Annotated in this window: 21 protein-coding genes; 11 read left to right on the top strand and 10 right to left on the bottom strand. The window is 58.1% G+C overall.

Annotation, left to right across the window (positions count from 1 at the left end; translation table 11 throughout):
- Positions 1 to 935 precede the first annotated feature (935 nt).
- The 7 genes from AC07XB_RS34375 (at position 936) to AC07XB_RS34345 (ending at position 4,973) form a co-directional block, all read left to right on the top strand.
- Positions 936 to 1,571 (top strand): site-specific integrase, encoded by a 636-nt coding sequence (locus AC07XB_RS34375; RefSeq protein ID WP_492831907.1) that lies wholly within the window; start codon positions 936 to 938, stop codon positions 1,569 to 1,571.
- A gap of 138 nt (positions 1,572 to 1,709) precedes the next feature.
- Entirely contained in the window at positions 1,710 to 1,850 is a 141-nt protein-coding gene (locus AC07XB_RS34370) for a hypothetical protein (RefSeq protein WP_492831905.1), read from the top strand.
- Positions 1,851 to 2,224: 374 nt separating this feature from the next.
- Complete coding sequence (locus tag AC07XB_RS34365; protein ID WP_492831903.1) at positions 2,225 to 2,578, top strand: hypothetical protein; 354 nt, start codon at positions 2,225 to 2,227, stop codon at positions 2,576 to 2,578.
- A gap of 115 nt (positions 2,579 to 2,693) precedes the next feature.
- Positions 2,694 to 2,888, top strand: coding sequence for a hypothetical protein (locus tag AC07XB_RS34360; protein ID WP_492831901.1), 195 nt, complete (start codon positions 2,694 to 2,696; stop codon positions 2,886 to 2,888).
- 143 nt (positions 2,889 to 3,031) lie between these two features.
- Entirely contained in the window at positions 3,032 to 3,445 is a 414-nt protein-coding gene (locus AC07XB_RS34355) for an HU family DNA-binding protein (protein WP_492831899.1), read from the top strand.
- Positions 3,446 to 3,764: 319 nt separating this feature from the next.
- A complete protein-coding gene (locus tag AC07XB_RS34350; RefSeq protein WP_492831897.1) occupies positions 3,765 to 4,610 on the top strand; it encodes a hypothetical protein in 846 nt (281 codons plus the stop codon).
- A 138-nt stretch (positions 4,611 to 4,748) separates the two neighbouring features.
- Positions 4,749 to 4,973: a hypothetical protein gene (locus tag AC07XB_RS34345; RefSeq protein ID WP_253932976.1), complete on the top strand. Its 225-nt coding sequence runs from the start codon at positions 4,749 to 4,751 to the stop codon at positions 4,971 to 4,973.
- A 484-nt stretch (positions 4,974 to 5,457) separates the two neighbouring features.
- Here the strand turns inward: AC07XB_RS34345 and AC07XB_RS34340 are convergent, their stop codons facing one another.
- The 3 genes from AC07XB_RS34340 to AC07XB_RS34330 all read right to left on the bottom strand — a co-directional run bounded on the left by AC07XB_RS34340 (position 5,458) and on the right by AC07XB_RS34330 (position 7,812).
- On the bottom strand, positions 5,458 to 5,994 hold the full coding sequence (locus tag AC07XB_RS34340; RefSeq protein WP_492831895.1) for a CbrC family protein: 537 nt from the start codon (positions 5,992 to 5,994) through the stop codon (positions 5,458 to 5,460).
- A 124-nt stretch (positions 5,995 to 6,118) separates the two neighbouring features.
- Positions 6,119 to 7,519 (bottom strand): lytic transglycosylase domain-containing protein, encoded by a 1,401-nt coding sequence (locus AC07XB_RS34335; protein ID WP_492831893.1) that lies wholly within the window; start codon positions 7,517 to 7,519, stop codon positions 6,119 to 6,121.
- A gap of 71 nt (positions 7,520 to 7,590) precedes the next feature.
- Entirely contained in the window at positions 7,591 to 7,812 is a 222-nt protein-coding gene (locus AC07XB_RS34330; RefSeq protein WP_492831891.1) for a hypothetical protein, read from the bottom strand.
- 229 nt (positions 7,813 to 8,041) lie between these two features.
- On the opposite strand from AC07XB_RS34330, the gene AC07XB_RS34325 reads away from it, so the two are divergent.
- The 4 genes from AC07XB_RS34325 (at position 8,042) to AC07XB_RS34310 (ending at position 11,685) form a co-directional block, all read left to right on the top strand.
- Positions 8,042 to 8,704 (top strand): hypothetical protein, encoded by a 663-nt coding sequence (locus AC07XB_RS34325; protein WP_492831889.1) that lies wholly within the window; start codon positions 8,042 to 8,044, stop codon positions 8,702 to 8,704.
- 2 nt (positions 8,705 to 8,706) lie between these two features.
- Complete coding sequence (locus AC07XB_RS34320; RefSeq protein ID WP_492831887.1) at positions 8,707 to 9,915, top strand: helix-turn-helix domain-containing protein; 1,209 nt, start codon at positions 8,707 to 8,709, stop codon at positions 9,913 to 9,915.
- Positions 9,916 to 9,950: 35 nt separating this feature from the next.
- A complete protein-coding gene (locus tag AC07XB_RS34315) occupies positions 9,951 to 10,706 on the top strand; it encodes a hypothetical protein (protein ID WP_492831884.1) in 756 nt (251 codons plus the stop codon).
- A gap of 169 nt (positions 10,707 to 10,875) precedes the next feature.
- The gene (locus tag AC07XB_RS34310) at positions 10,876 to 11,685 is read left to right on the top strand and encodes a hypothetical protein (RefSeq protein WP_492831883.1); all 810 of its coding nucleotides are present in this window, start codon (positions 10,876 to 10,878) and stop codon (positions 11,683 to 11,685) included.
- On the opposite strand, the gene AC07XB_RS34305 is transcribed toward AC07XB_RS34310, so the two are convergent.
- From AC07XB_RS34305 to AC07XB_RS34275, 7 genes are all read right to left on the bottom strand, one after another.
- Complete coding sequence (locus tag AC07XB_RS34305) at positions 11,682 to 13,133, bottom strand: DUF6538 domain-containing protein (RefSeq protein WP_492831881.1); 1,452 nt, start codon at positions 13,131 to 13,133, stop codon at positions 11,682 to 11,684. The genes AC07XB_RS34310 and AC07XB_RS34305 overlap by 4 nt on opposite strands.
- Before the next feature lie 396 nt (positions 13,134 to 13,529).
- Positions 13,530 to 14,030 (bottom strand): hypothetical protein, encoded by a 501-nt coding sequence (locus AC07XB_RS34300; RefSeq protein ID WP_492831879.1) that lies wholly within the window; start codon positions 14,028 to 14,030, stop codon positions 13,530 to 13,532.
- Positions 14,031 to 14,241: 211 nt separating this feature from the next.
- Entirely contained in the window at positions 14,242 to 14,544 is a 303-nt protein-coding gene (locus AC07XB_RS34295; RefSeq protein ID WP_492831913.1) for a helix-turn-helix domain-containing protein, read from the bottom strand.
- A gap of 985 nt (positions 14,545 to 15,529) precedes the next feature.
- A complete protein-coding gene (locus AC07XB_RS34290) occupies positions 15,530 to 16,576 on the bottom strand; it encodes a ParB/RepB/Spo0J family partition protein (protein ID WP_494752819.1) in 1,047 nt (348 codons plus the stop codon).
- Between the two features lie 23 nt (positions 16,577 to 16,599).
- Complete coding sequence (locus AC07XB_RS34285; protein ID WP_493688168.1) at positions 16,600 to 17,394, bottom strand: AAA family ATPase; 795 nt, start codon at positions 17,392 to 17,394, stop codon at positions 16,600 to 16,602.
- 1,965 nt (positions 17,395 to 19,359) lie between these two features.
- Positions 19,360 to 20,706, bottom strand: a complete 1,347-nt coding sequence (locus tag AC07XB_RS34280) for a RepB family plasmid replication initiator protein (protein WP_492831873.1) — start codon at positions 20,704 to 20,706, stop codon at positions 19,360 to 19,362.
- 2,461 nt (positions 20,707 to 23,167) lie between these two features.
- Positions 23,168 to 23,413, bottom strand: coding sequence for a hypothetical protein (locus AC07XB_RS34275; protein ID WP_492831871.1), 246 nt, complete (start codon positions 23,411 to 23,413; stop codon positions 23,168 to 23,170).
- Positions 23,414 to 23,482: the final 69 nt, after the last annotated feature.

The raw sequence follows: 23,482 nt of genomic DNA, 5'->3' as shown, positions 1-23,482 counted from the left end.
CCCACTTATCGATAGGTGGGGACCTATTGTGCTTATCGGTGCTTCAGTGTCTAGACGGTCATGACCGGGTGCTTACGTATCACCCAAGGCGGAAAAGGTGTAGCAGACGCGTACAAGCGGATTCAGAACGATTGCGGGACGCCAGTAACCGTCGCTTTTTGCCTCGAGGCGCCAGGTCCGATTAACGAATGTCTGAATCCCGTTAAGTATGGCCTCAGCGACGTCATTCCGGCGCGCAAGTCCCAACTGACGGCGGATGCCATTCAAGGACCGTGGACCGCGTGGTCCTTTGTCTGTGACATGAGCAATCCGAAGAAGCAGACATGTCTGCCACCCAAAAATATTGCGGGAGGCGGGGCGTTTAGAGACTGACTGAGGGTGGCGCTACGCCAACCTCGCAACCACTATTAAAATTTCTTGTGGGACACACTGATGGCTGCTGAACTCTTCTAACTGGACGTTAGTAAATTAGGACACCAATGGCAGAGAAGGGGCGGTAGGGGCCTGTCGCATCTCTCATCTCAAGGTTTGTGGACACAGGTAGTTACTAGCTACCCTTTGGTGCCCTGGGACGCCACCATCCTGAGCGGGACGCAGCCGTTTCCGGCCAGCGTCACCGCCCGACGGCTACCCTCAGAAGCTTCAGACCCCGCACAAACCGACCAGCGTCCCGTCATCCTCAAGACGCTGCCGAACGCACGGGCGAAAACCCTGTTGCACGCCGCGTTGCAACCGCCGTAGCCATCGCATCTCTATCCTCTGCATTCCGGATTCTCCAGCGCCAGCTAACACTGCGAGATGGAGAGCTTACCAAACGTCGATGGACCGCGGCACGCCCCTCCGGGCATTCGCCCCCGGCCCGTTTGGAAGCAGCAGCCGCCTCGAAGAGGCGGTAGGTGGTTGCGAAGATCGACTTTCAGTATATACCTTCTGGAATGAACCAAATCGACCGCCTCTGGCTAACTAATCCGACCCTCGCCTATGCCGACTGGCAAGCCCGCGAGGCCGCCGGCGCGGACCGGCGCCCGTTCCCCGCGCGCTCCGTCGTCCAGCACGAGGCGATGTTCGAACGCTTCCGACGGCACCTGTTCGCGGTCGACGAGACCCTGGCCACCTTCGGCTCCGACCACATCGCCGCCTTCTGGCAGGTGCCGGAGGCTAGCAGCTACAGTGCAGCCACCCGCATGCGATACCTGAAACTGCTCGACCGGCTGTGCCGCCACCTGGTAGCCATCGGCGTGCGACAAGGCAATCCTGCCGAGAAATTGGCACGCGACGGTCAGTGGCCAAAGGACGACCCTGCTCCGATCTTCCTCCCGGAGGACGCCGATGCCCGGCTGCAGGCTTACGTTCAGCCGCATGCTGGCGACGATCTCGCGATGCTGCGCAGCCGAGCAATCGTCGCGTTTTTCCTGGGAACCGGTGTCACGGTCGCGGAGAGCCGAGTTGCCCAGGTGATCGACCTGCAGCCCGCGGCCGCGCCGCCCTATCTTCATGTTCCTGCGCATGGCGCGCGTGAAACCCGCACCGTGCATCTGGACACGTTCGCCGTACCCATCCTTTCGGCCTGACTCGAACGCCGTGCCGCCCTGCCGATCGCTGGGGATCTGCTCTTCTCGCTCAAGGCCAGCGGCACGCCAATCACGGAGATAAGCCTCGGCAGGATCGTGCGCGCTGCACTGGAGACCATCGCTTTCGAGGCGGACGACATGAGCCCCCGGATCCTGCGCAATACGTTCTGCCGGCGCCAGCTGCTCGCGGGCCGCTCTCGCGACAAGGTCAGCAAGGTGCTCGGACTGGCTAGCAACAGGACCTGCGATCGTATCGCGGCGACGATTGACGCTGCGTAAGCCCGCAATCCGTGGTTCCCTTGCGGTGCGCGAGATGAAACGGTGAGTCACAGATCGATTGGTTTTTGCTATTCTCCACGGAGCGCTTATGCCGCCGTCCGCTGAAGAAGCTCAAGGACGCCGCAGCCTAAACCACGTGCGAGTGCGAGGTGACGGGAGCCCTTGTGGCTCCCTCTGATTTGCTTGGTTGCTGCCGACTTGCATCAGAGCAACTCGATCGCAATTTCGCTCGCCGATAGATCACGCTCAGCTCAACGGGCGCGGCATCAGCACTGCTGCATCACATAGCGGGCAACCCGGAAAGGCATGCGCGCAGTGTATTCTAGCCGTGGGGCATCGTGATGCGCCGCCATCGATCATCTGAGGGGATCAAAATGGACGTCCAATTTGAATTGTTCAGCCCGCGCTGGGGCCACAACGATACGTATACCGTGGGACTGGAGCGCGACTACATGGAGATCAGCATGCAGGTGCGGACAGCGCGGGCAGAGTACCGGGAGAATCGCGATCCTGAGTGGAGTGGTGAGGCAATTGAAGATATTCTGTCCAACGACAACATCGCTGCACCGGATAACCTAAAGGCGCTGTTCGAGTTTGCGTGGCTGTCGTGGCGACGTAGCGAACTGTCCGACGAACAAGTGGGGGCGGAGCTTCAGGCACTAGCAACCTGGATTAATGCGATAACGGCAGCGAAACCGCGCACCGATTTCTGGAGGCGCTATTTTTAACCACACGCATTCTCCGGAGATACAGTGCGGCAGCGGTCGCGGCGAGGAACCTCCGCTTCCCGATAGCCCAGAAAGGAAGAAAGCCGCTCCCCGTAAGGAGAGCGGCCCACTTGAGATGAGTCTCGGCAAGATCGTGCGCGCTGCGCTGGAGGCGATCGCTTTTGAGGCGGACGACATGAGTCCCCGAATCCTGCGTAATACATTCTGCCGGCGCCAACTGCTCGCGGGCCGCTCGAGCGAGGATGTCAGCAAGCAGCTCGGCTTGGTCAGCTCCAGGACCTGCGACCGAATCGCTGCCACGATCGAATAATTGTCGCCGCATGATCGAACCTGCAAGAGTGTTGGAAATGCGACGGTGGGTCACAGTTCGCATGGATTTTGCTATCCTCCACGCAGCGCCGATGCCACCGACATGCTGGCGCTTCACTCAACATACGACGAGCACCCATCCATATGGCAACCAAAGCAAAACCTGTCGCGAAGAGCGCCACGCCTGTGGCCAAGAAGGCAGCACCGGCCAAGAAGACCGCCGCCGCCGCTGCCCCAGTCGCCAAGCCACTGGCGGAAAAGTTCAACAAGTCCAGCCTGCTCGCCCACCTGGTCGCAAAGACTGAGCTCGATGCCAAGACGGTAAAAACCGTGTTGGCTCATCTGGAGAACACGGTACTGAGCGCCGTGCACAAGAAGGGCGCTGGCGAATTCACGCTGCCCGGCCTGCTCAAGGTGGTGGCCACCCAAGTGCCGGCAACCAAGAAGCGCTTCGGCAAGAACCCGTTCACCGGTGTGGACCAGTGGTTTGCAGCCAAGCCGGCGAGCGTGAAGGTCAAGGTTCGCCCGCTGAAGAAGCTCAAGGACGCTGCGCTCTGAGCAAGGCATCGTGCCGCCGGATACCCTTGCCGGGCATCCCGGCGGCGCACGACAATCAGAGGCCACGCAACCCACAGCCGCGAGACGCGTGCTTTCCGCCGAATCCGGCTGCCAAATCGCCGCAGAAGCCGCTATGATTGGAGCTGTCGCAACAGCGGCAGGAAGCAAACAGTTCACCGAGCCGTTGACGGATCAACCGCTCAACGCACCCCGCCGGCATTGTCCATAGAGCGTCTGCCCATCCAATTGGCATCGGCATGCGCCTCTCTTCGCGCTCATCTCCTTTTTAACGCCGAGATTTCGGCAGAGGGAGAAAACGTTGAACACCGCAATCGAAACTCAACCCGCCGCGCGGGTAGCGGGCCATAACCAGATCTTCCGCCTGGAAGAGTTCGCGTCTGGCCGCTACGATGTCTACTCCGCGATCAATGGCCTGCGCGCCGGCTCGCTCATTGGCGGAAATGGTCAATGGTGCGCCGAGCAGGGCAGCAAGCCTCTGGGATATTTTGGGACCAAGGACGATGCCGCCATGGCGCTGATCCACGCCCGAGGGTTCCCGTCCCAAACGCTCTTCGAGCAGATGCGTGCCTTCGTCGAAGGTCCGCTGAAGCCACTGCAGCACTACCAGGACGACTTCTACAAGCACGATCGGGCCTATCTGGATGAGTGGCAGAATGCCACCGACATGCTGTGGTTCGTGACCGCCACGGCGACGCATCTCGTCCCGCTGGATCTGGACGAGATCACCAAGCGTGAGGGCAACGCCATCCTGGAGGCGCGGGATCCGGCGATCACGGGCCATCCGCTGCACATCCATCACCTGGACGTAGCGACAGGAAGGATGCGTCCATGCACGTTCGACAAGGCGCACTCCCTTATCAATAGCCTGACGCAAACCTATCGGCTTGGCTGGGGGAACCTCAAGAAGCATGGGGAGACCTTGGCGCGCGTCACCATCATGGTGAATCGTCCGCCGGCGCAAAGTCCCATCGCCAATGTCGCAATGGCTGTCACGCGCGAGCCTTCGCCGAAGGAAATCGCGGTGCTTCGCCGCTTTGCCGCCTATGCGGCCGTCCGCCATTTCGGCACCCTGTTCGCGGCCGTCGGTCACGTTCGTATCGCCGACGACGAGCGAGCCTACTTCGACTCCGCGCAAGAATCGTAACCTCCCCACCCCGGCTGATACCGGGGTGGAACCCCATCAAGCTTGTCCGTCCGGAGTCCTTTCGCCAGGCAGCAGCCTTGGGACAGGGTTTCCCCTGCGCTTCTTTCAACTGCGTCGTAGGACGCAAAGGAGCAAAAGATGGACCTCAGCAATTCCCGGCTCGGCGACTGCCAGCCGCTCGACAGCCTGCAGACGGCCAGCATTGGTATCTGCCTCACCACCGACCCGCGCATCACTCACCTCGAAGACACGCCAATCACTGGCGCCGTCATTGTCTACGGACGCCCGGCCAAGCAAGTCTGGGCCTCGCAAACGGCACACCCGTTTGCTGACCCGGCCACGCCGTTCGTCCGACTGCAATAGGAGCCATGGCATGACCAAGGCTATCGTCGTCTTCCGGGGAACATACCCGGGGGAGTACCCTGGCTCCTCTACCGAACTCCCGATCGTCTGGGACCAGACCGGCCACCACACCAATGTGACCGCACTGACGAGCCATCCCAATCTCCAGCTTCCGGCGAGCAGTGCAATCCAACTGGTCTGCCGGCTTCGCGCGCCACTGACCGTGCGGTCGGCTCCTGCAGGATGGCCAATAGGTGAGTCCGGAGAAATACCTGGCCACCTGGCGAACCGCCCCGCGGGTGTGCCACTCACGCGTAGCATTTTGTCGACAGCAGCAACCTCTGATGTACCAAGCCACGCCCTACCCTGGCGTGGCTCTTTGCTTTGGTTCAACGCGGCATTGTGAGCTGGTTGGAGTCAAGCTGATACCCACCGCAGAATGCGGAGCGACGGCCGAGTTCGACCCAACGCGGGCGCTCACTGGTACCGCCACCGTGAAGTGAGTTCAGCACATATCCCAGCCGAACAAGACTTGCTTACAGTGCCGACAGACAAACTTGTACAGTGCTGACGACCCTCCTGGCTGATATCCGCGCGTCGCGAATTCCCACCCTTCGTCGTTCTGTTTGTACTCACGAATCCAATTGAGCCTTGTTTCTTGAGATGCCTGGCTGACGTCCTCGACTGTAGCGTCCCCATGGAACTCACAGGCGTCATTGCAGTGAGCAAGCCATGACTCCTGCTGCCACGAGATATAACCCGGCGTCCGAAGACTGACTTCTTCGGCGACGTTGTCGGGAACACTTGCCTGACGCAGTGGATAGTTATCAGCAAAGGATACGCCGAGCTTGCGCGCCGCTGAACCGTCGGAAATGCACCAGGGGCACAGCGACTCATTCAGGTCGTTGATGCCATAAACGGGGCCTACGTAAATGTAGCCTCTCGGTTGATCGCAGCATGCGCATATTCTGTCACTGGCTACTATAGCGCCCGTGGCTTCAGGATTCGGGTGATAGCGAAAGTGGGGAAGTAGATCTGACATGATCTGCCGCAGCGAGGGTCGGTTGGAGGAAATGTTCCGCTCGACGCGTTTATACCAGAACGGCCGTTCCTGGCCCCGGAGAGGTCAGCGCGAAGAGAACCATTCCAAGAATTCATCGGCGACATCAGGATGTCATCTCAAGGACAACCACCGAGGTCAGCATCGGCTGGCCGGTCTTGATCGGGCTTTCGCGGTCGAAGCCAGCCAACGGATTCTTTGCGGACACGTCGTCCAGCGAGTGGCCGATCAGGCCATCGCCAGCCAGCGGGTCGCACTGCGCCGGGTCCACCGGGTCGCGCATGGTGCGCTCGGCTACGCCTTGCAGGTTCGCACCGGCAGCGCGCTCCGAGGCGTCCGGCATGTGGTTTCCACGCGGGACAAACAGGCGGCCCGTACCACCGAGGGCCGCGCCCATGATGGCCTGCTGAATCAGGGCCGGCACGTCGAGGTCTTGGTTGCGAACCTCGCGCATGGTGATTTCCTGCGCCACGTTGCCAGCAGCACCGGCAGCCGCTTCGTACAGCAGTCCGCTGGAGCGGGCAGCTACTGCGCCACGTGCCACGTTGACCACAGCGCCCGCGCCAATGGTTGCGGCCAGCATTACAGGGTCGCCCCAGCCAGCGGCAAATTGCATCGCGCCAGCGGTAAAGTCGGCGATGCCGCCGGTCTGCTCGTACCGTTTCTGGAAGTCGGCCCGCTCGATGGCGTTGCCCATACGCTGCGACCAATCCTTGTCGGATACCGCGCCCAGCACGTAGTTGCGGAGGTCGTCGTTCGCCCACACTGCGGGCGTCTCCTCGCGCATCGACTGCTGCTGGTCGTCACGGATGGTCCAGTTCGGCGTGGCCGCGTCCTGCGTGAAGGCGCGCTTGATGTCGCCGGCCAGGGTGTCCCAGCTTGCGGCTTGCGCGAAGGACTCCACCGCGCCCACTTGGTGCGTCGAATCCGCGGCGACCTGCATCGTCTGCGTAGACGCGTCTTCAAGGATCGTGGTGTCCGTCTTGCCGATGGGGCCTGCGTCGCTCGCGGCGGCTGCATCGGACATCGCCTGCACCTTCCCCCGGAGGCGGCGGCTCCGGTCCAACGTCTTCGCCACGGTGGACATTCCAACCGCGCCACCCCCGACACCACCCGTCTCCGCGCCGTGGCCGTAGATCGTGTCCACGTAGTCGTTCGTCTCTTCGTTGTCCCACTTCTCAGGCTCCCAGCCCGAGTTGTAGGCCCGCAGTGCATCCGGCACGTTGCCGAACTTGGTGAGGTTCTGCCGCATGACATGCCCGTGGGCCGCCAGCGCGTCGTCGAAGTTCGTCGGGTCAATGGTGCGGCCCATCTGCTTCTGGACGTTGGCGAGGGTCTTCGGCATGAGTTGCACGTAGCCCAGCGCACCCTTCGGGGACACAGCGTTCGGGTTCCAGTCGGATTCCTTCGTTATCTGCTTCGCGGTCAATCCTCGCGGCAGGCCCAGCTCCTCGTCTTGGGCGTAGGCCTTGTTGATCTGGTCCTGAGTCGGCATGTACTTCGCCATGTGATTCTCCTTGTAGGAAACGAGCATTGCAGGGCGGACTCGATTGAATCCGCCCCACACTGCCCGCTCAGTTACTCGATGCCGGCTTTGCGCATGGCTTCTTTTCGGTTGGCCTCGAACCCGGCTGGGTCGAGGGTCGGGGATTGCACAGGCCCGGGGGCCTTGCGTGTGCCGCGCTCCTTGGTCAGTCGGGTAATCTCATCAGCCACCGGCTGCGGCATGAGATTCACGATGGTCGGCCCCTGTAGAGCGGCCTTCGTGTCGTCCTTCGGGAACATGAACACGGTGAGCACGCCGTTGCCGACTTGCCGACCACTGCGGATGCCTGCGTCGATTCGCGGGCGCGTTCAGGAGGGTGCCTACGGGGGGAACACGGCCTCGCGTGCGCGGTGTGTGGCCTCGCAAAAATGCCGATCAAATTTTCGGTCGGCACTCCAATAACGGCTATACTATCCAGCACTTAGTTGCAAAACGAAGAAAAAATAGGGTCAAATCCGAGTCTTCATGTAGAGGGAGCATCACTTGAGCCTGCAAGCTGTTCAGCGTCCGATGAAGGACCAGCTTATCCAGTACATCGCGTCGCGGACGCCTGCCGTGTTCTTCCAACGCGTGGTGGAAGAAATTGAAGCTGCGCACTTTGTCGCGCATCAGCACGCCAGCACCTTTGAAGAGCCTGAGCGGTATCGCGTTCAACCGCAACTTCAGCATTACCGCTCCAATGAAGCGCTTCGAAAAGCAGCATTAGATGCCGGGATGGAGGTCGCCGCTCCTCATACTGAACCGAAGGGGGAGCGCTTTAGCCTCGTGGCATGCGGCGAGATTCGCTTCGGGCAGATTTGTGTCGCCTTCAACAACCGCACCCCTCGGCTGGCGAAGCACCGCGAGGCGATTGCGGCCGTGAACGAGTCGCTTGAGCCGGTCAATGCCGATCTTTTCAGCGGCCCGGTCGCGCCGATCCCAGATGGCCTTGGATGCCTTATCGTGGCTGTCCGTCAGCACGGAAGGGACTCACAATCGGTGCCCTTTAGTGTCATGGTCGGCGTGCCCTATACCAACCTGCGTGATTGGCATTTGTTCGTGCCCGTCTCCGACGTCATGGCCGCGTACCACCCGGCAGAGCAGATCGAGGTACCGGACTTGGCGTTCGCAACTCTGAAACGCCGCTTGCGCGGCTCTGAAAGCTAACAATGCGTACTGGAGTTACAGGCTTCCAGCCTGAGCGCCTGACACAGGCCCGCCTTTGCAAAGGACTAACGCAGACTGCGCTAGCGGCAAAGGTCGGGCGTTCGTCAGGCACCGTATCGAAGTGGGAAAAAGGCGACCAAGTTCCAGAGTCGGACGCTCTGGAACGGATAGCGGAGCACCTAGGCATGCCCGGCTCGTGGTTCCTCGCGAAGGTGCCAGAGTACGGCGACAGGGTTTGCTTCTATCGAAGTAACACCTCAGTCACCAAAGAAGCGCAGACGATTGCAGACATACGGCTGAAGTGGCTCAACGAAATCAGCCTCGTGTTGCAAGATTGGGTGGATTGGCCGGTAGTGAACGTGCCCCGCCTCGGTGCAAACGATCATCTGAAGATCACTGACGCTGACATCGAACAGGCAGCGGCAGAGTGCCGACGTAGGTGGAATCTCGGCCTTGGCCCCATCTCGGATGTCGTGCTGGCGATGGAGAACGCGGGTGTAATTTGTGTGCGCGAGGAGCTAGGGTTCACGCGCATGGATGGTGCTTCCCAATGGTTCGACACGGATGGACGCCCCTACGTTTTCTTGGCAGCCGACAAGGCGAACGGAGTCAGGAGTCGATTCGATGCTGCGCACGAACTCGGCCACCTGGTCTTGCATCGAGACATAGACGATCTTGAATTTCAGACTCGCTACCCGGAGATAGAGCGGCAGGCGCATCTATTTGCCGCAGCGTTTCTTCTCCCTGCAGAAACGTTTGCCGCCGAGTTGATCCGCCCCAGCTTGGACACCTTCGTCGCTCTGAAAGCCCGGTGGAAAGTGTCGATAGGGGCAATGATTATGCGTTGCAAGCAACTTAACATCATTGACGAAGACTACGCTGTGCGTCTGTGGAAGAACTACAGTGCTCGCGGCTGGCGCAAAGGAGAGCCGCTGGATGAGCGTGTAGGCTTTGAGCAAATCCGCTTACTTCCCCGCACCATCAATTTGCTTCTCTCAGATGGCGGACTGACCAAAGACGGACTGTTGGACGCGATTGGCTTCGGGGCGGCTGCCACTGAGCCTCTGTGCAGTTTGCCCTCGGGCTTCTTCAGCCAGCAATCAAGCGTGTCGTCGCTGGAAGTCGTGCGCCTCAGGAGGGAAACCCCTAGCGCCGGGCAGGTTCGCTCGAATGCTGGCGCACAGGTATTCGCTTTCCCGCCGAAGGCATAGCATAAAAGGCCACCAGAGCTAGTTAGGACACAACAATGGAAGAACAAACGGGATACCGGTTGCTACGCCTGAAGGATCAGATTGTCGAGCACTTCAACGCTGGCAACTGGGAAGAACTGGCGCTGCTGTCTGGGCACGCCGACGTAATTCACAATCACAACCGCCTCCTGCGCAGTTTGAGCTTTGGCGACGAGGACTACGAGGGCAATGTCATTCAAGTCCTCCGCCAAATCACTGCACGTGATCCGCGAAAGCTGGAGGTGATGGAGAATTACGTCAACAAGAAGTTCGGTGTTGACGTGAACGCCGAGTTCATTTCCGCAGCCCCGGCGGAGCGGAAGATTACCTTTGCACCCAGCGTGTTTCAGATTCCTAGCGGGCCGATCAGATCAGACCAAGTTGCGGTGATGATGCCGTTTGCACCGAACTTCACGCCGGTCTACGACGCCATCAAGAATGCCGCTTTTCCCCACTTCGAATGCGTTCGCGCGGATGACATCTGGAATCACACGACGTTCATACAGGACATCTTTTCGTTGATCTATTTGTCGTCAGTGGTGGTGGTTGATTTCACCGGCAAGAATCCCAACGTCATGTATGAAACAGGGATTGCCCATACACTCGGCAAGCATGTTGTTCCGATCACACAATCCCTGTACGACCTGCCGTCTGACATGCAGCACCATCGCGTACTGCAGTACCTCCCGAATGGTGAGGGCTTGCGCGCACTGGAACATAATCTCAGCAAGAAGCTAGAAAGCCTTGCGCAAACCGACGGGCTGCCCTTCTGATTTGACGGGAGGACGACGCCAGCCGCGCCACCTTCCATCTATCAGCACCATAAATACCGACCACTCCACCCTCGGCGTGGCCCAGGAGGGCCATGCAAGATTCTTGCAACCGCCATGAACGACATGCAGCAGCAGGTAGAATACGAGGCACAACTGGAGGGTTCAATAAATGGCTGATGAAAAAATGGTAGCGCCTCTACGTTGCGGCCTCGTGATGCCGATCTCAGACATCGAAGGGTATCCACCCGGACATTGGGCGGAAGTTAAGTCAATCATCACGGCTGCCGTCCGTTCACTGACTGATTTGCAGTTTGAAGTAGACCTCGTAAGTTCATCAGAGGTGGCCGGCGTGATTCAGCGGCGTATTGTTCAGCGACTCTACAGCGACGACATTGTTGTCTGTGACGTCAGCGCAAAGAACGCCAACGTGATGTTCGAGCTTGGGATGCGCCTCGCCTTTGATAAGCCGACGGTGCTCATTAAAGACGATGTGACACCCTACATCTTTGATACCGGCCCGCTGGAACACATCGAGTACCCCGCCAGCTTAAGGCACAGTCAAATTCAAGTGTTCACAGGGGCGTTGGCTGAGAAGGTGAAAGCCACGTACGAGCGGTCACGCGAAAACGCAGATTCGACCTCGTACCTAAAGAGCTTCGGTACATTTGAGGTCGCCAAGATACCGACTAAGTACGTCGAAGGCCAAGACGTGGTTATTGGGGAACTGAAGCAGATGCGGCAAGAGATAAGCGTTCTTCACCGTGTCGTGGCTGATACACATGCATCTTCGCGAAAGGCGCTTGCGGTAGCTCATTCAGCACAGTCATTGGGGTTGGGGTTGGCGGCTCCTGGGCTTGGTATGGTGCCGCCATCGCCCAAGGCTATGGCAATCTTAACCGGGGAACCGCTGTCAACCGCCGAGAAGAAAAACCTGCTTGCAGATGCGTTGCTCCGTGGAACTACAGGGGCCAAGGGTTAGGGAAAGTCGTGTCCCGCCTCTGCAAGCAACGCCACAGCTTCAATAAGCCGCTTGGCGGGCAAACCATCCCCGGCACCATAAGTCCCGGCCACTCCACCCTCGGCGTGCCCCATGAGGACCATGCGCACGTCCGGTGCAACGCCAGCGGCCCGACACATGTCGGCGAACCCGTGCCGCCAGGAATGGAAGGTGATACGCGTGTCAGCGATCTTGAGCGTCTTGCGCAGGAGCCGCCCGTATCGCTTCGAGAAGGCAGCAGACACGATGCCATGCACACCCGCCTTGGCGGGGAATAGCGGCCCCGCAGAGCGCGTGCTGGCCCACTCTGCGAAGTCCCGCACCGGCTCGGCCAGTGGAACCCATCTGCGGCTGCCCTCGTTCTTGAGGCGCATAGCCGCGCCCTCGCCGTGCTCACCCTCGTCGGTAATCATCAGTCCCGGCACGCCTTCCCGCTCTTGCACATCCTCGCGCCGTAGCTGATGCAGTTCGTTTAGCCGGGCACCTGTCCAGCGTGCCAGCCGGGGCAGCCAGTACATAGCCGGGTCGGATTCCTTCACGCCATCGGTGGCAGCCATGACGGACTTCATCTGCTCGGGGCTGTACGGCTTCCGCAGTTCTACGGCCCGCTTCGGGAGAGGCAGTTCCGCACCCTCTGCCGGATTCACGTCGATCAGGCCCCGGCCCTTGGCGACACCAAGCAGCAGCCGCAGGAATCCGATTTTCTTGTTGACGGTCGCCACACTGGCCCCTGAGGTCAGCCACTTGTCCCGGATGGCAACGATGCTTGCTCTCGTTACTGCGTGTATGTCCGGGTCCCCTGCTTCGCGGACGGCTCTGCGCACAGCGTCTACGGTCTTGCTCGTCGGCTTGCGTTCTAGCTCCCATGTCGGGATGAGGGATTCAAGATTCTGACCGGAGGCAGCGGCCTTGCTGGATTGGCCCGACGACGCCCTCTGAGGCGCTATGGCGGCCTTTATCGCCGGAGGTAGGGGGCCAGTACCAGCCTCGGCTCTGCGGCGCTCTACGATGCCAATAACGCGCATCAGCTTGTCCGCTTCTTCCTCGGCGGCTTCCTCGGCGTACTCGTCCGCGATGTACAGCCCGGCTGCTTCTTGGTCGGCCAGTTCAGCCGCGTCAATCTCTGCCTGCGTGACTTGCTGAGGTGCAGGGGCCGGGCCAGTCGAGATGGGGATCAGCTTGCCGGCAACGTCTACGAAGTCGGTATCGTCGGGCCATGCTGCCGGGCCGGATGGCTCTGCCCTCATGGCCTGCCATTCGTCATCAAGCTCAACAGATACCTTGCGTGCCAGACGTTCGGCCTCGGGACGATCCTTCGTGCCCAAGCTGCGGATAATCTCGCGCTTGCCGTTGTGCTGCTCAATGAGGTCTAGGGGAATCTTGCGGCGGAAGTAGTAGACGCTGCCGCGCTTCTGGATGTTGGTAGCCATCGGGTTCTCTACAGGTACGGGTGTAACACCTGCGCGGCATAGTGTACCGCTGGAACCCGCCACAAAAAACAAAACCCCGGAAGACCGCAATCTTCCGGGGTTCCGCCGCCAATACGATGTAGTGGCGGAGACGGAGGGATTCGATGTAACTGGTCGAACGCACGCTTGCCCTGCTCCAGGGTCAGTTTCTGTCGGGCCATGCTGTTCAGCAGCTTGACCGTGAAGGCGACAAATTCGTCGCCAAGCAAGGGAAACGGTTCGAGGGGTGCCCAATTGAAGAATGGCTCCGATGCCCGGGCAAACATCCCACGCAATGTCGTTTCCGAGCTGCCCGCGAAGATGACCTTGATGCGGTCTTTGCGAATATCGAGCGCCGCGCGTAGTGCATGGGCAAAATCACTGTGGTCCGCACCCGCCAGGTGCCTGAGCTTCGTCGATGACCAGCAGCAGCGGCTTCTTTTTGCGGTCGAGCTGCTTGCGTACCTCGTGCAGGGCCGCGGTTCTATCCATTCCCGCCTTACCCAGCCCAGCCTCCAATGAGCCCTCTACGCCGCCTGGAATCTTCGCGGTGGCTTTCACCTTCTTAACCGGTGCGCGAAGCTTTAACAGTACTGCCGCGGCCCCTTTGGGCTCAAGGGCTTCGGTGAGCGCCGCGACGAGCGCAGTCTCCTGCGAATTACGGTTGTCCCAGAGGTTCGTGTACGCCGTCAGATAGCCGCGCTCCACGGCAGCAGGCATCAGGTCTCGACGGAGGAACTCAGTCTTGCCCATCCGCCGGCGCGCGAACAGCCCGCGGGCTGCAGAGAGCTTCAAATCGAACGCATGCAGATAGGCGCTGGCCAGCTCCGGCCGCGCAAAGTGCCAAGGGTCCACCACCGTTGCATCATCTATTCTCATGGATTGTGAGAATTCTCAAAAATTGTGAGAAGCCTTGATACAAGTCGTCCCGCCTCTCGTAAAGGGAGTAGCCACGCAGCAGCGTTGGCCTGCGCTGGCGCCACCTTGATTGGCTTGTCCGGATCGACGTTGCGGATCCGCTGACGTTGGCGCCGCGGAAGCCTCGCCCTTGTCGATGAACTGAACTCAATTAGGGGGCACCGGTCTAGTCTCAGTCATGCTTGAGGGCCCCCTTCGCAGTTGCCCGTGCCTCGCGGACCGCGTGAGCGGCCGCCTGCTCAAGTAACGGTACGTGATCCCTGGGAACGACTAGCATAGTCAGCCCTAACCCTTCGAGCGCTCGAAGGACGTAGTCAAAGTTCACGCTCTTCCCGTTTTCCAGCTTCGATAGCATACCGGCTGACACACCACAGCCACGGGCCGCTTGATCGATGGGTAGGCCCAGCACGGCACGAGTGGCGGGGACGCGATCACCCAGATTGTCACTTGATTTGATTGCGACCCTAGCAGGCATCGTTGGATCAGGTAACGAACGCGGCATGGCCGATCCTTGAAAATCGGAAAATCCCCCAAGAACACGGGTTTTGCGATTGTTTCACGAAGGTGAAATTATATCCACGTGCGGCTATCCCACCAAAAAACGGGGTGCCAGCCGGCTGGCTCGCGCGGGCGTTCCAGAGCGGTCTGCGCTGCGTTACCCTCAGCCAAAGACCCCGGCGCCGTCGCGAAACAGACAAAGTTGCTGATGCCTATCATGAATTATCGGCATTTCATTTAAGTACACAACTTCGCATGGTTCGGATTTGAAAGTGGCAATATATGTTAAAAATCAATTACTTGGCGCCGTTCCGCGGCCATGTTACTGCGCGGATTCGAGAACGACCCGGCGGTCCGCTCGAGAGGAGATTTGGTAATAACTGACAACATGTGAGCATGAGGCTAGCCGTGCTCGCCGCTGACCTGTGCGCTGGATTGACTCGTTTCCAAAGCCACGCCACGTCGCTGTCTGGGGAGTGGTCAAGGCCCGCAGGAGCACCAGACTATCCGACGTGGCAGGCCACACGCGGTCGCAGGATTGCAGCATGAGTGTTCACGCACCCCCGTCGCGTCAAGGTCGAAAGGTGAAGACACTGTGCGAGTCGAGGCACGCATTCAGGAATGCCATGCAGCGCGATTGGCAATCGTCGCGAGCGTGGTCGCGCCCGATCTTCGCATTGACGCTTGCCCTGATTAGGTACCCCGTACCTCGCCACCGGCCCAAGTAACGAAAAGCAACGCGCAGGAGAGAATTCGCCGGATGTCCTACCAAGGAGTTAGATCAGCGCATTTAGAGCTAGGGAATTCGCTTGCGTTGCCCCGTCCCTGCGAGCCCAATGAAAGATATGTATAAGTCACTTTCACACTTGAAACTGCGAGAGGGCCAATGAGAACAACCTGATAGGTTTCTGCCCACCTCGGCACGAATGAATGCGCTTTTGCCGAAGTGGACGGGTTGATGCTCACTTAGGGGACCGGGCTGGCGCGAATCGCTCCTTCAATTCGTCGACAAGTGCACGCCGTTGAGCCGGATCGAGCAAGGTAATTTCGAATGACACCTTCCCGGAATCCCAATCTTTCAACACCCCAAGCGGCTTGCCGTCGGCGTCAATGAGTCGATGCTGGCGGGACGTCTCCTTCTGCTTACGTACAGGCTTGGACTCATAACGCGCGCGGGCCTCTTCTACGTCCCGGCAAAAGGCTTGTTCGTCAGCAATCCTCGTCGCCATTGCAACGGCGACGGTGCTGCCGGCGACCTTCTCCAGAAGCGTGAGTTGATACAGCGTGGAAAGGGCAAACGTCTCCGGCTTCTCCCGCACGATCTCGAGGACAGGCTCCGAGAGCTTCATGATGGCCAGAGTCTTATTGATATTCGGCAGTGACATCCCCGTAACTTCCGCGATCGCCGATTCGTTTGGGTAGACGCCTTGGTCAATCAACGACCTCCAAGCCAACGCATTATCCAGGGGAGATTGGGCCTCCCGCTCTGCATTCTCCTTGTAAGAGAGTTGATAGAGTTGCTGATCACTCAAGTTAGGGTGTACCAGCAGGCGCATGCTCTGAATGCCAGCAACCTTAAGCGCCTTGAAACGATAGTGCCCACCGGCGAGGACTCGGCGCCCGTCCCGAATCGTTGCGATCCCAGGGACCAATTGACCATCCGCCCGAATGCTCTCGGCCAACTCATGGACCCGTTCAGGGCGGTAGAGCCTACGGGCATTGAATGGATTGTCATCAATCAGTTCAAGATCCGCTTCTTCATAATACGGTCCACCCTGTTCCTCCACCGCTCTGGTCACGGTTGCGACAGTTTTCGCTGCGATTTCCCCGGCGCCATCATGTTTAAAGTTTGGCTTCAATACCTCGGCCGAATTGGGGGGGATGACAACGGGCGTCTCGGGTTGCTTCTCGGCAAATCCGTTCGGTTGCCGTTCAACAAGAGCCTGGGCACGCGCGAAACGGTCTGCCGGCGGTGCCGCTGCGACCGCCTTGTTAGCCTGTTCACGCATCAGTTCGAGCCTGCTCTTTCCCATTATGCGACCTCCCGTTGCTTGTTCACGCTGCCCTTGCCTTTGACTGGCTTGCGCGTCGATTCAATACCCAGTTTGCCCAACACAACCTTCGCCAGTTCCTCAACTTCTTTGGCGGCGGCGGAAGATCCAGACAGTCCGTGCACTGAGAGACCAAACATCTGGGACTCTCCATAGGCATTTCTTTGCTGGAGTCCGGTATCGAGTAGGGGAATACCTTGATCCTCCTGCAAGATTTCCGTGCAAGCCTTGAAGACATTCCCCCGCCTAGCCATTGACGGCACGCAGAAGGTCTGCAGATCCGGATTCTCTTCCAAGGCACGCCTAGCGAGTTCCTTGGCTTCTCGGCTCGCCCATACGTTGTCCATAAGTGGAATCACTGGAATCAACGCGAGATCGGAGATGTTCAGCGCAGCCCACGGGATCGAGGATTCAATGGCTGGAGGGCAGTCGATCAGGATAATCTCGTGATTCTCCGCGTGCTTCGCAATTTCGCCGATCAGCTTTTCGCGCAGTGGTGCAAGGCTAATGACCGTCGCTGGAAATGGCTTGTCCTGAGATGCCTGCCCCGCCCAAATCGTACTGGTTCCTTGCTTGTCCATGTCGACCAGCATCGTCCGGTGGCCACGCAGGGCAAAACTCGCGGCAAGCTGCATCGACACCATGGTCTTGCCGCAGCCGCCCTTCTGGTTGAAAACGGTCACGATCTTTGCTGGCATACGCCCCCCAAAAAATCTGATAAAAATAAAAATAACCAATGCACAGAACTTTAACTTGCCTCGAACTGTGATAGGCATTTTCACGCATAAAAGCCAGGAATTTATGAAGAATGCGTTGCCTGCCGACAACAGGAGAACCGTTGTGCGTGGTTTGCCTAGCTCCCGACTGTCCGTCCCTCCCCGCGCTTTCATGCATGAAAGCGGGTCGGAAGTTCAGACATCATCTTCCAGACATGCAAGCACAAAGCCTGAGGTCCCGTACGCAATGAAGATTTGCAAGCTATCCAGCATGCTCTCTGCACAAACGCAGGCGGCCGACTTTCAAGCGTGAAAGCGCCCACGTTGCCGGCGGGCAGGATGGACGTCGCCCACATCCCGGCCACGGCACGTCAGTTCTGATTTAATCGTCGCTGCAGTACCTACCAAGAAGACGGTAAGCGATTCGAGCACCCCTCAAATACGGCGCATCCCCGGACCAGGTCTAACCCTCTGGCAGGTCCCCATCCACTTTCATGCGTGAAAGTGGATGGGGACGTCCACGTCTCTGCATGATGTAGAACCGCGGCATCGTCCAAAGCTCCCTCAGCGGGGATTCGAACCCGGCTTTCAAGCGTGAAAGCGCGCGATGGTCCCATGGCAGGCGGCATCGCTCTCTCGCCATTCTCTATGAGAACGCTAGCTACTACCTTGGGGCTCGATCCGGTTTCAGGCGTGAAAGTCGTCTACTTCACCCAAAGAACGAAGTAGCAATCCCCTTTTGACTCAGCATCGCAAAGAACAAGTTTTCGCAGGGAATGCTCTCTAAACATGTAACTTCTAACCTGGACAACTCTCGGCTAAGAAGCTTTATTCGAGATCACTCGAAATTTTTGGCAATTCCCCTAACAGAATTTCATGTTTGAAAATGCGTCGAAGCGAGCTTCTGACGACCCATGAATTCGTGTGCCCACGAGACTATTAAAAATAAACAACGATGTCTGTAAATGGAATCCGTAAACCTGCCATCACAGTAAGACTTTCAAGCATGAAAGTCCGCCCGCACAACTACCGATGGCCCGCAGAGAGACCGGCCTCTCAAACCAAGGAGTGTTTTAAATACACACGGGACGTATCGAGTGCCACGGCGAGATGACCGTCTTACACGGATGAAAGACGGCTGAGGTCAAATATATTTGAATTAATTTTTATTATTTTAAGAACGGGAGGAACCGCTTTCACGCATGAAAGCACATTGCGATATGGCTCTGTCGCATGAACAATACACATGTTCGCGTACAAAACGATGGGGGCACATCCGCCCGGACAACCGGCCGTCGCAAGGCGTATTTGTCTGCCAACGATCCGACTTCCTGCGCCAACGCGAACCGCAATGCGAACCAGGTGATTGGCGACCAGGGCGTGGTACAGGTCCTCCCGGGAGACCTTCGGACAAGGGCAAGTAGAGGAAGATGCGCTTCAGAACTACGATAGAGCGGGAGCTGGGGTTCGAAGAGACCGCTACGCCAGGGGAGATTCGAGTGAGGCGCCGGGGGTAACTGCTCGGTGCATGAGTCACTGAACCCCAAAACACCGCCAAGCCAAATGCCTTGGCGGTGGGAGTACTCATCACGACGCGGCGCACGGCACACCGGTCGGCATCAGTCTGCACTCAAAGGCTCGGAGTCATCACAAAGGACTGACGTCACAGCAGTCGAACCCCCGACCGTGAAGGCTCCGCAGTCAGCACCCTGAAGCCAGGCCCTTGCCCGGTTCGCGGTCATGTCTACACCGAGACACCTGGTCGGAAAGAAATCACGGCAAAAAAACGGGAACGTTTATCGAAATTCACCGTTTCCAAAGATGCCCTGCATGCAGATTGTATTTCCGGGACCTGAGCAGGTCTCACAGAAGTCCGACTCGAAGCGAGAGATTCTCGAAACCGTCCGGCACTGCTCAGGCTCCGCGAATTTCAAGGTCATTGAAAGGAGGCTCACCCAAGCAGGGCTTGCCTAGGGCGTGGGCCGAGGCAGCTTAGGTGTAACTGATTGGTGCATCCGCTCGGACCTAGCTAACCAGTTCGGCAGTAGATGCCCGGCTCATGAAAGAACCAAGCTCCAGGCGCAGGGCAGAGTGCCCAAGGATCTCCAACTCGTCGGGCACGGCTTTGACCTTCACGCGCTTCGCGGCCATCTTGAAGGTGGCTTCCTTCTGCAAGGCTTTACGCACTCGGACACGCGCATCCTCGCCCAGGTCAAGGTAAGCCGTGATGCCCGCCTCGGCCTCGCTCTCGGCGGTCCTTGTCAGCTGCCGTTGCGCTTCGGTGGTCTCGGCGATCGGCTCTGCTACCGTCAGCTTAGGTGCGCCTGCATTTGCCATCTGCATCTCGATATCACTCAGGCGCAAATTATCGCGGATCGCTTTCATCAGGTACATCGCCGGCGCCTTCACCTTGCCACTCTTCACGCGGAAGCGCGTCAGCTCGATTGCGGCTTTAATGCGCTCGTCGGTAAATTCGTCCCGATTCTCCACCAGCTCGTCCAAATGCTTCTTACTGAGACCAAAGCCTTTGACAAGCGTCTCGTAGAGGTCCTTCAATTCGTGAGGCGAATTGAAGTCGAGAACCAGCTTACCAGAGGCGTTATCCCGAAGCTTGAACCGAAGCGCGGCAACGCGGCGAGAGCCTTGTTCGTTCTTCGTTTCAAATTCAACGTGCAGGTCGGTCAACGCGTTGATCTGCTTGATACCCTTGTCGAGAACCTGGCGCTTGAACTCTTTATATTCAGTGAGCGACTTGACCGAGTCCGCATTTACCCAGCGTCGTATCTCGTCCAGAGGGATCCACTCGGTGGTTCCCATGAATCGCAGTGAGCTCAAGCGTTCATAGAGAATGTAGGCATAGCTGAAGAGCGCCGCCGACATTCGCAACGATAGATACGTGTAGCGCTGAGGATCTTTCAGTTGTCGGTGGATCATCTCGTCGACCTTGAACGTGATCCTGCCGCCGGCAATCGCGACGGGTCCGAGCAAAGGTATGGAGGCCCACTGAGGATCGCCGCCTTTGGTGCCCTCAACAGTCACCTGCACCGACGACTGTTGGCACTCTCGAAGCACCTTCTTGAGGTGAGTGATGTTGTTCGACTTCTCGTACTTGGCCAGCCACTTAAAGTAGCCTAGATCGAGATCATAGTGGGTCTGGTCAGGTCGCTCCGACACCTCGAGCCAAAGCGCGTTGATCGTTCGGCGTGCCAACAGGCTCAGCGTGGTCACGTCGATCAGAACATTGGTCTTGCGGTACCCGATGTCGCGCGGCGATTCAGTAATCGCACTGTCCGGCCCAAGCTGCTCTCGCACGGCAGTGAAGATGTCGAAACCGAGCTGCTCCGGCGTCGTTTTCCTCACGATATTTGCCATGCTTTTCCCTCGTCCCTCAGCATCAATGCACGCTACTATCGTTGTTAAGGTGTAATTGGTCAAGTTAACAATGCCACCTTGACTAGCACTTGGTCGGTTTACGCGACAGGCACGTCAGGGCGAAATTTCCAAGGTGTTATCCATTGGTGCGAATCTGCTCTTGAGGGCGTGTTATCACCATTGCCTTACCGTACGCACGCATTGCCACCCCACCTTACCAACCAATGACACCATCGCGACCAACCAATATCACCATAGAAGTCACGGGCAGGCGGCTCAGCGAGCCGCAGCAAGGGTTCCAGGTACTTATCCACAGGCTAGACCAATGAACTACACCTTGAACCAACTGTTAACGCCTTGGCACCAACCAATGCCACCAAGAAGCACCAAAGCTTTACACGTTAACGTACCAACCAATGACACCTATCGACCAATCACTATCACCACCTTACCAAAGGTTAACGCTTTGCTCGTCGTAACTAGTTGATTTAAAAGACAAAAACTGGCCCTGTAATAGCTGTTTGTTTACAAGCAAGAAAGCTAGCTAGCAAGAAAAGGGGATACGCAACTTCGACACACCATTGCTCGCTTCATAGGCAGTGCTCCTCTATCTTGGCCTACCCAGTCGCTAGTAGAACCAGTTTTCGCTGAGCATACCCGGGGACCTACCGTAAGTCCGGACCCCACGAACCCTTGTGGCATCACGCGTTGTGCAAGATAGCCCCTTCTAAGGTGTAATCGATTGGTGCGGTTTCCTGTCGTTGGTAGACAAGGTGATAAGTATTCGTGCAGCGCAACATTCGGCGGGCGAGGACCAGCCCTTAAGGTGTAACTGATTGGTGCAAAATTGGCTCGAACATGGCTCGACCGGGCTAAAAGTGACTCAAGATCGTCACGGGACAAAGCGCCAAGCGGTATCGATATGGATCTCGCCCCCAAGCCTCCCCCCGCAAGGCCGAATATTCACCAACGAATACCACCTTGACCTGTATTCCAGCACGCAAGACGTTCAGAGAACCTTGCGAGTAGCACTTCTGGAAGTCGCGACACCAATGAATACCACTTTGACTCAAGGAACGAGCCGCATCCGACGTGTTGGCCCGCTTCTTGAGCTCGACCTTACTGGCTACGATCGAAGGAAGTAGGGCTCGTTAGTTGACGCAAAAGCCGACTAACGGAGAGCCGACAAGGCTTACGTGAAGGCAACACCTGCCTCGGGGCGAGGGACTGCCGCGGTTCCAGTCGTCACGGCCAGGATCCAGCTGGTCAGGGAAATACCACCTAGTTCGCCTTGTAACGTGTAATCGATTGGTGCTGCGAAGCCAGGGCAAGGTGATAGTGATTGGTGGTCCAGGGAGCCGCTCCACACACCTCCTGGCTCAGTCTGATGCTATCCGTTCGCCTGGGCCCCTATGGCAACAATTCAAGGTGGTATTTGTTGGTGCGTACAGACCAATGGAACCTCATTTACTGGAGTGACTTGCTCGCCCGTGGCTCACGGGTGATGCATTCTTAACACAGGAGCAACGTGGTATCCGTTGGTGCTGCGCTGCTGAGCAATGGCGCTAAAGGCCTCGATGATTGGCTCTCCACGCCCCGTACCCACGGGGCGAAGGTGGAAACGATTGGTGGCAGCAACGACTCCTGGGCTCACTACGGCATAAGTGATGGGTCTGATGTCGGCGGCGCAAGAACGATTCAATTAAAATGCAGGAAACGTATGTAACCTATTGATTATTATGAAAAAATTTCTCGATGCCCATGCCGAAACTCACGTCTTCCGCTGGCTAAAGTGGTAACCATTGGTGTTGGCTTTGGCAAGGCCTGCGCTAAAGTGATATCCATTGGTGCGATCAGACCGCCAAGGTGTCATCGATTGGTGCTGCCTGCCAACGTTGTGTGAAGTCTGAGATTTCATCTCTAAATTACTGATATTAAAAAGTAAATTGACTAAATGAAGAGCATGGCAATGCACCAACGATTACCACTTTGTCGGGATAACAGCGCGTTGGGGGGGCTCGGAGGCTCGCGACCGTTGTCAGATGCACCAAACAGTACCACCTTAGCTCACGAACGACATTGAGCTTATAGGTAAAATAACGGTTGCAGCGGTAGCGCCCACTCACAAATGTGAGTTGACTAGGGCAGAAATCAACCAACGGATATCACCATAGCGCCATGGAGGCTGCCACGAACCTCCTGGAAGCATGCGAATCTGTACCAACCGATGACACCTTGGACCGCTTGTCGGCGCCATAGAGCAAGTGGGTACTAACGTCGCCAACGAACTTCACCAATCCATATCACCTTGGCCGGTGCCCTTTCCCTGAACGGGGTGCGGGCTCCCCAGGACTAGCGTTTCGTCCCACGCTCAAGGGTGTGGCGGTTGCCCTGTAACGCGACAAAAGGCCGGCACCAAGGAGAGGCGCCGGCGGCGCCTGATTCTTTCGAGTCGCGCGGGCTATGCCGCCAGCCGTAGATGCGAAGCCCTGAGCCAAAGGTCGGAATAGTCCTCTCCTTCATTTTTTGGCACATGCAGCCTTATGGGAAAGCCGTCGCCGACTAGTCGCGCTTGCCGCACCTGGGCAAAATGCTCGCCAGGTCGCCAATCGTGCTTCGGATCGAGGAGATTCTGGTCTGCGCAGATGATTACCTCGTCGAAGCGGTCTCGTGGGATGTTGGCAACGGCAAGGTTGCTGGCGCTCACCAAGCTCGACTTCGATGCGGCTCAGGGCAAGGCCGGTTTCGATACCCTCGCGGACGATCACCTTTCGGT

Source organism: Cupriavidus sp. GW821-FHT02F09 (assembly GCF_059421605.1).
Note: the sequence above shows the minus strand (reverse complement) of the source record. Positions and strands in the feature narration are given on the sequence as shown.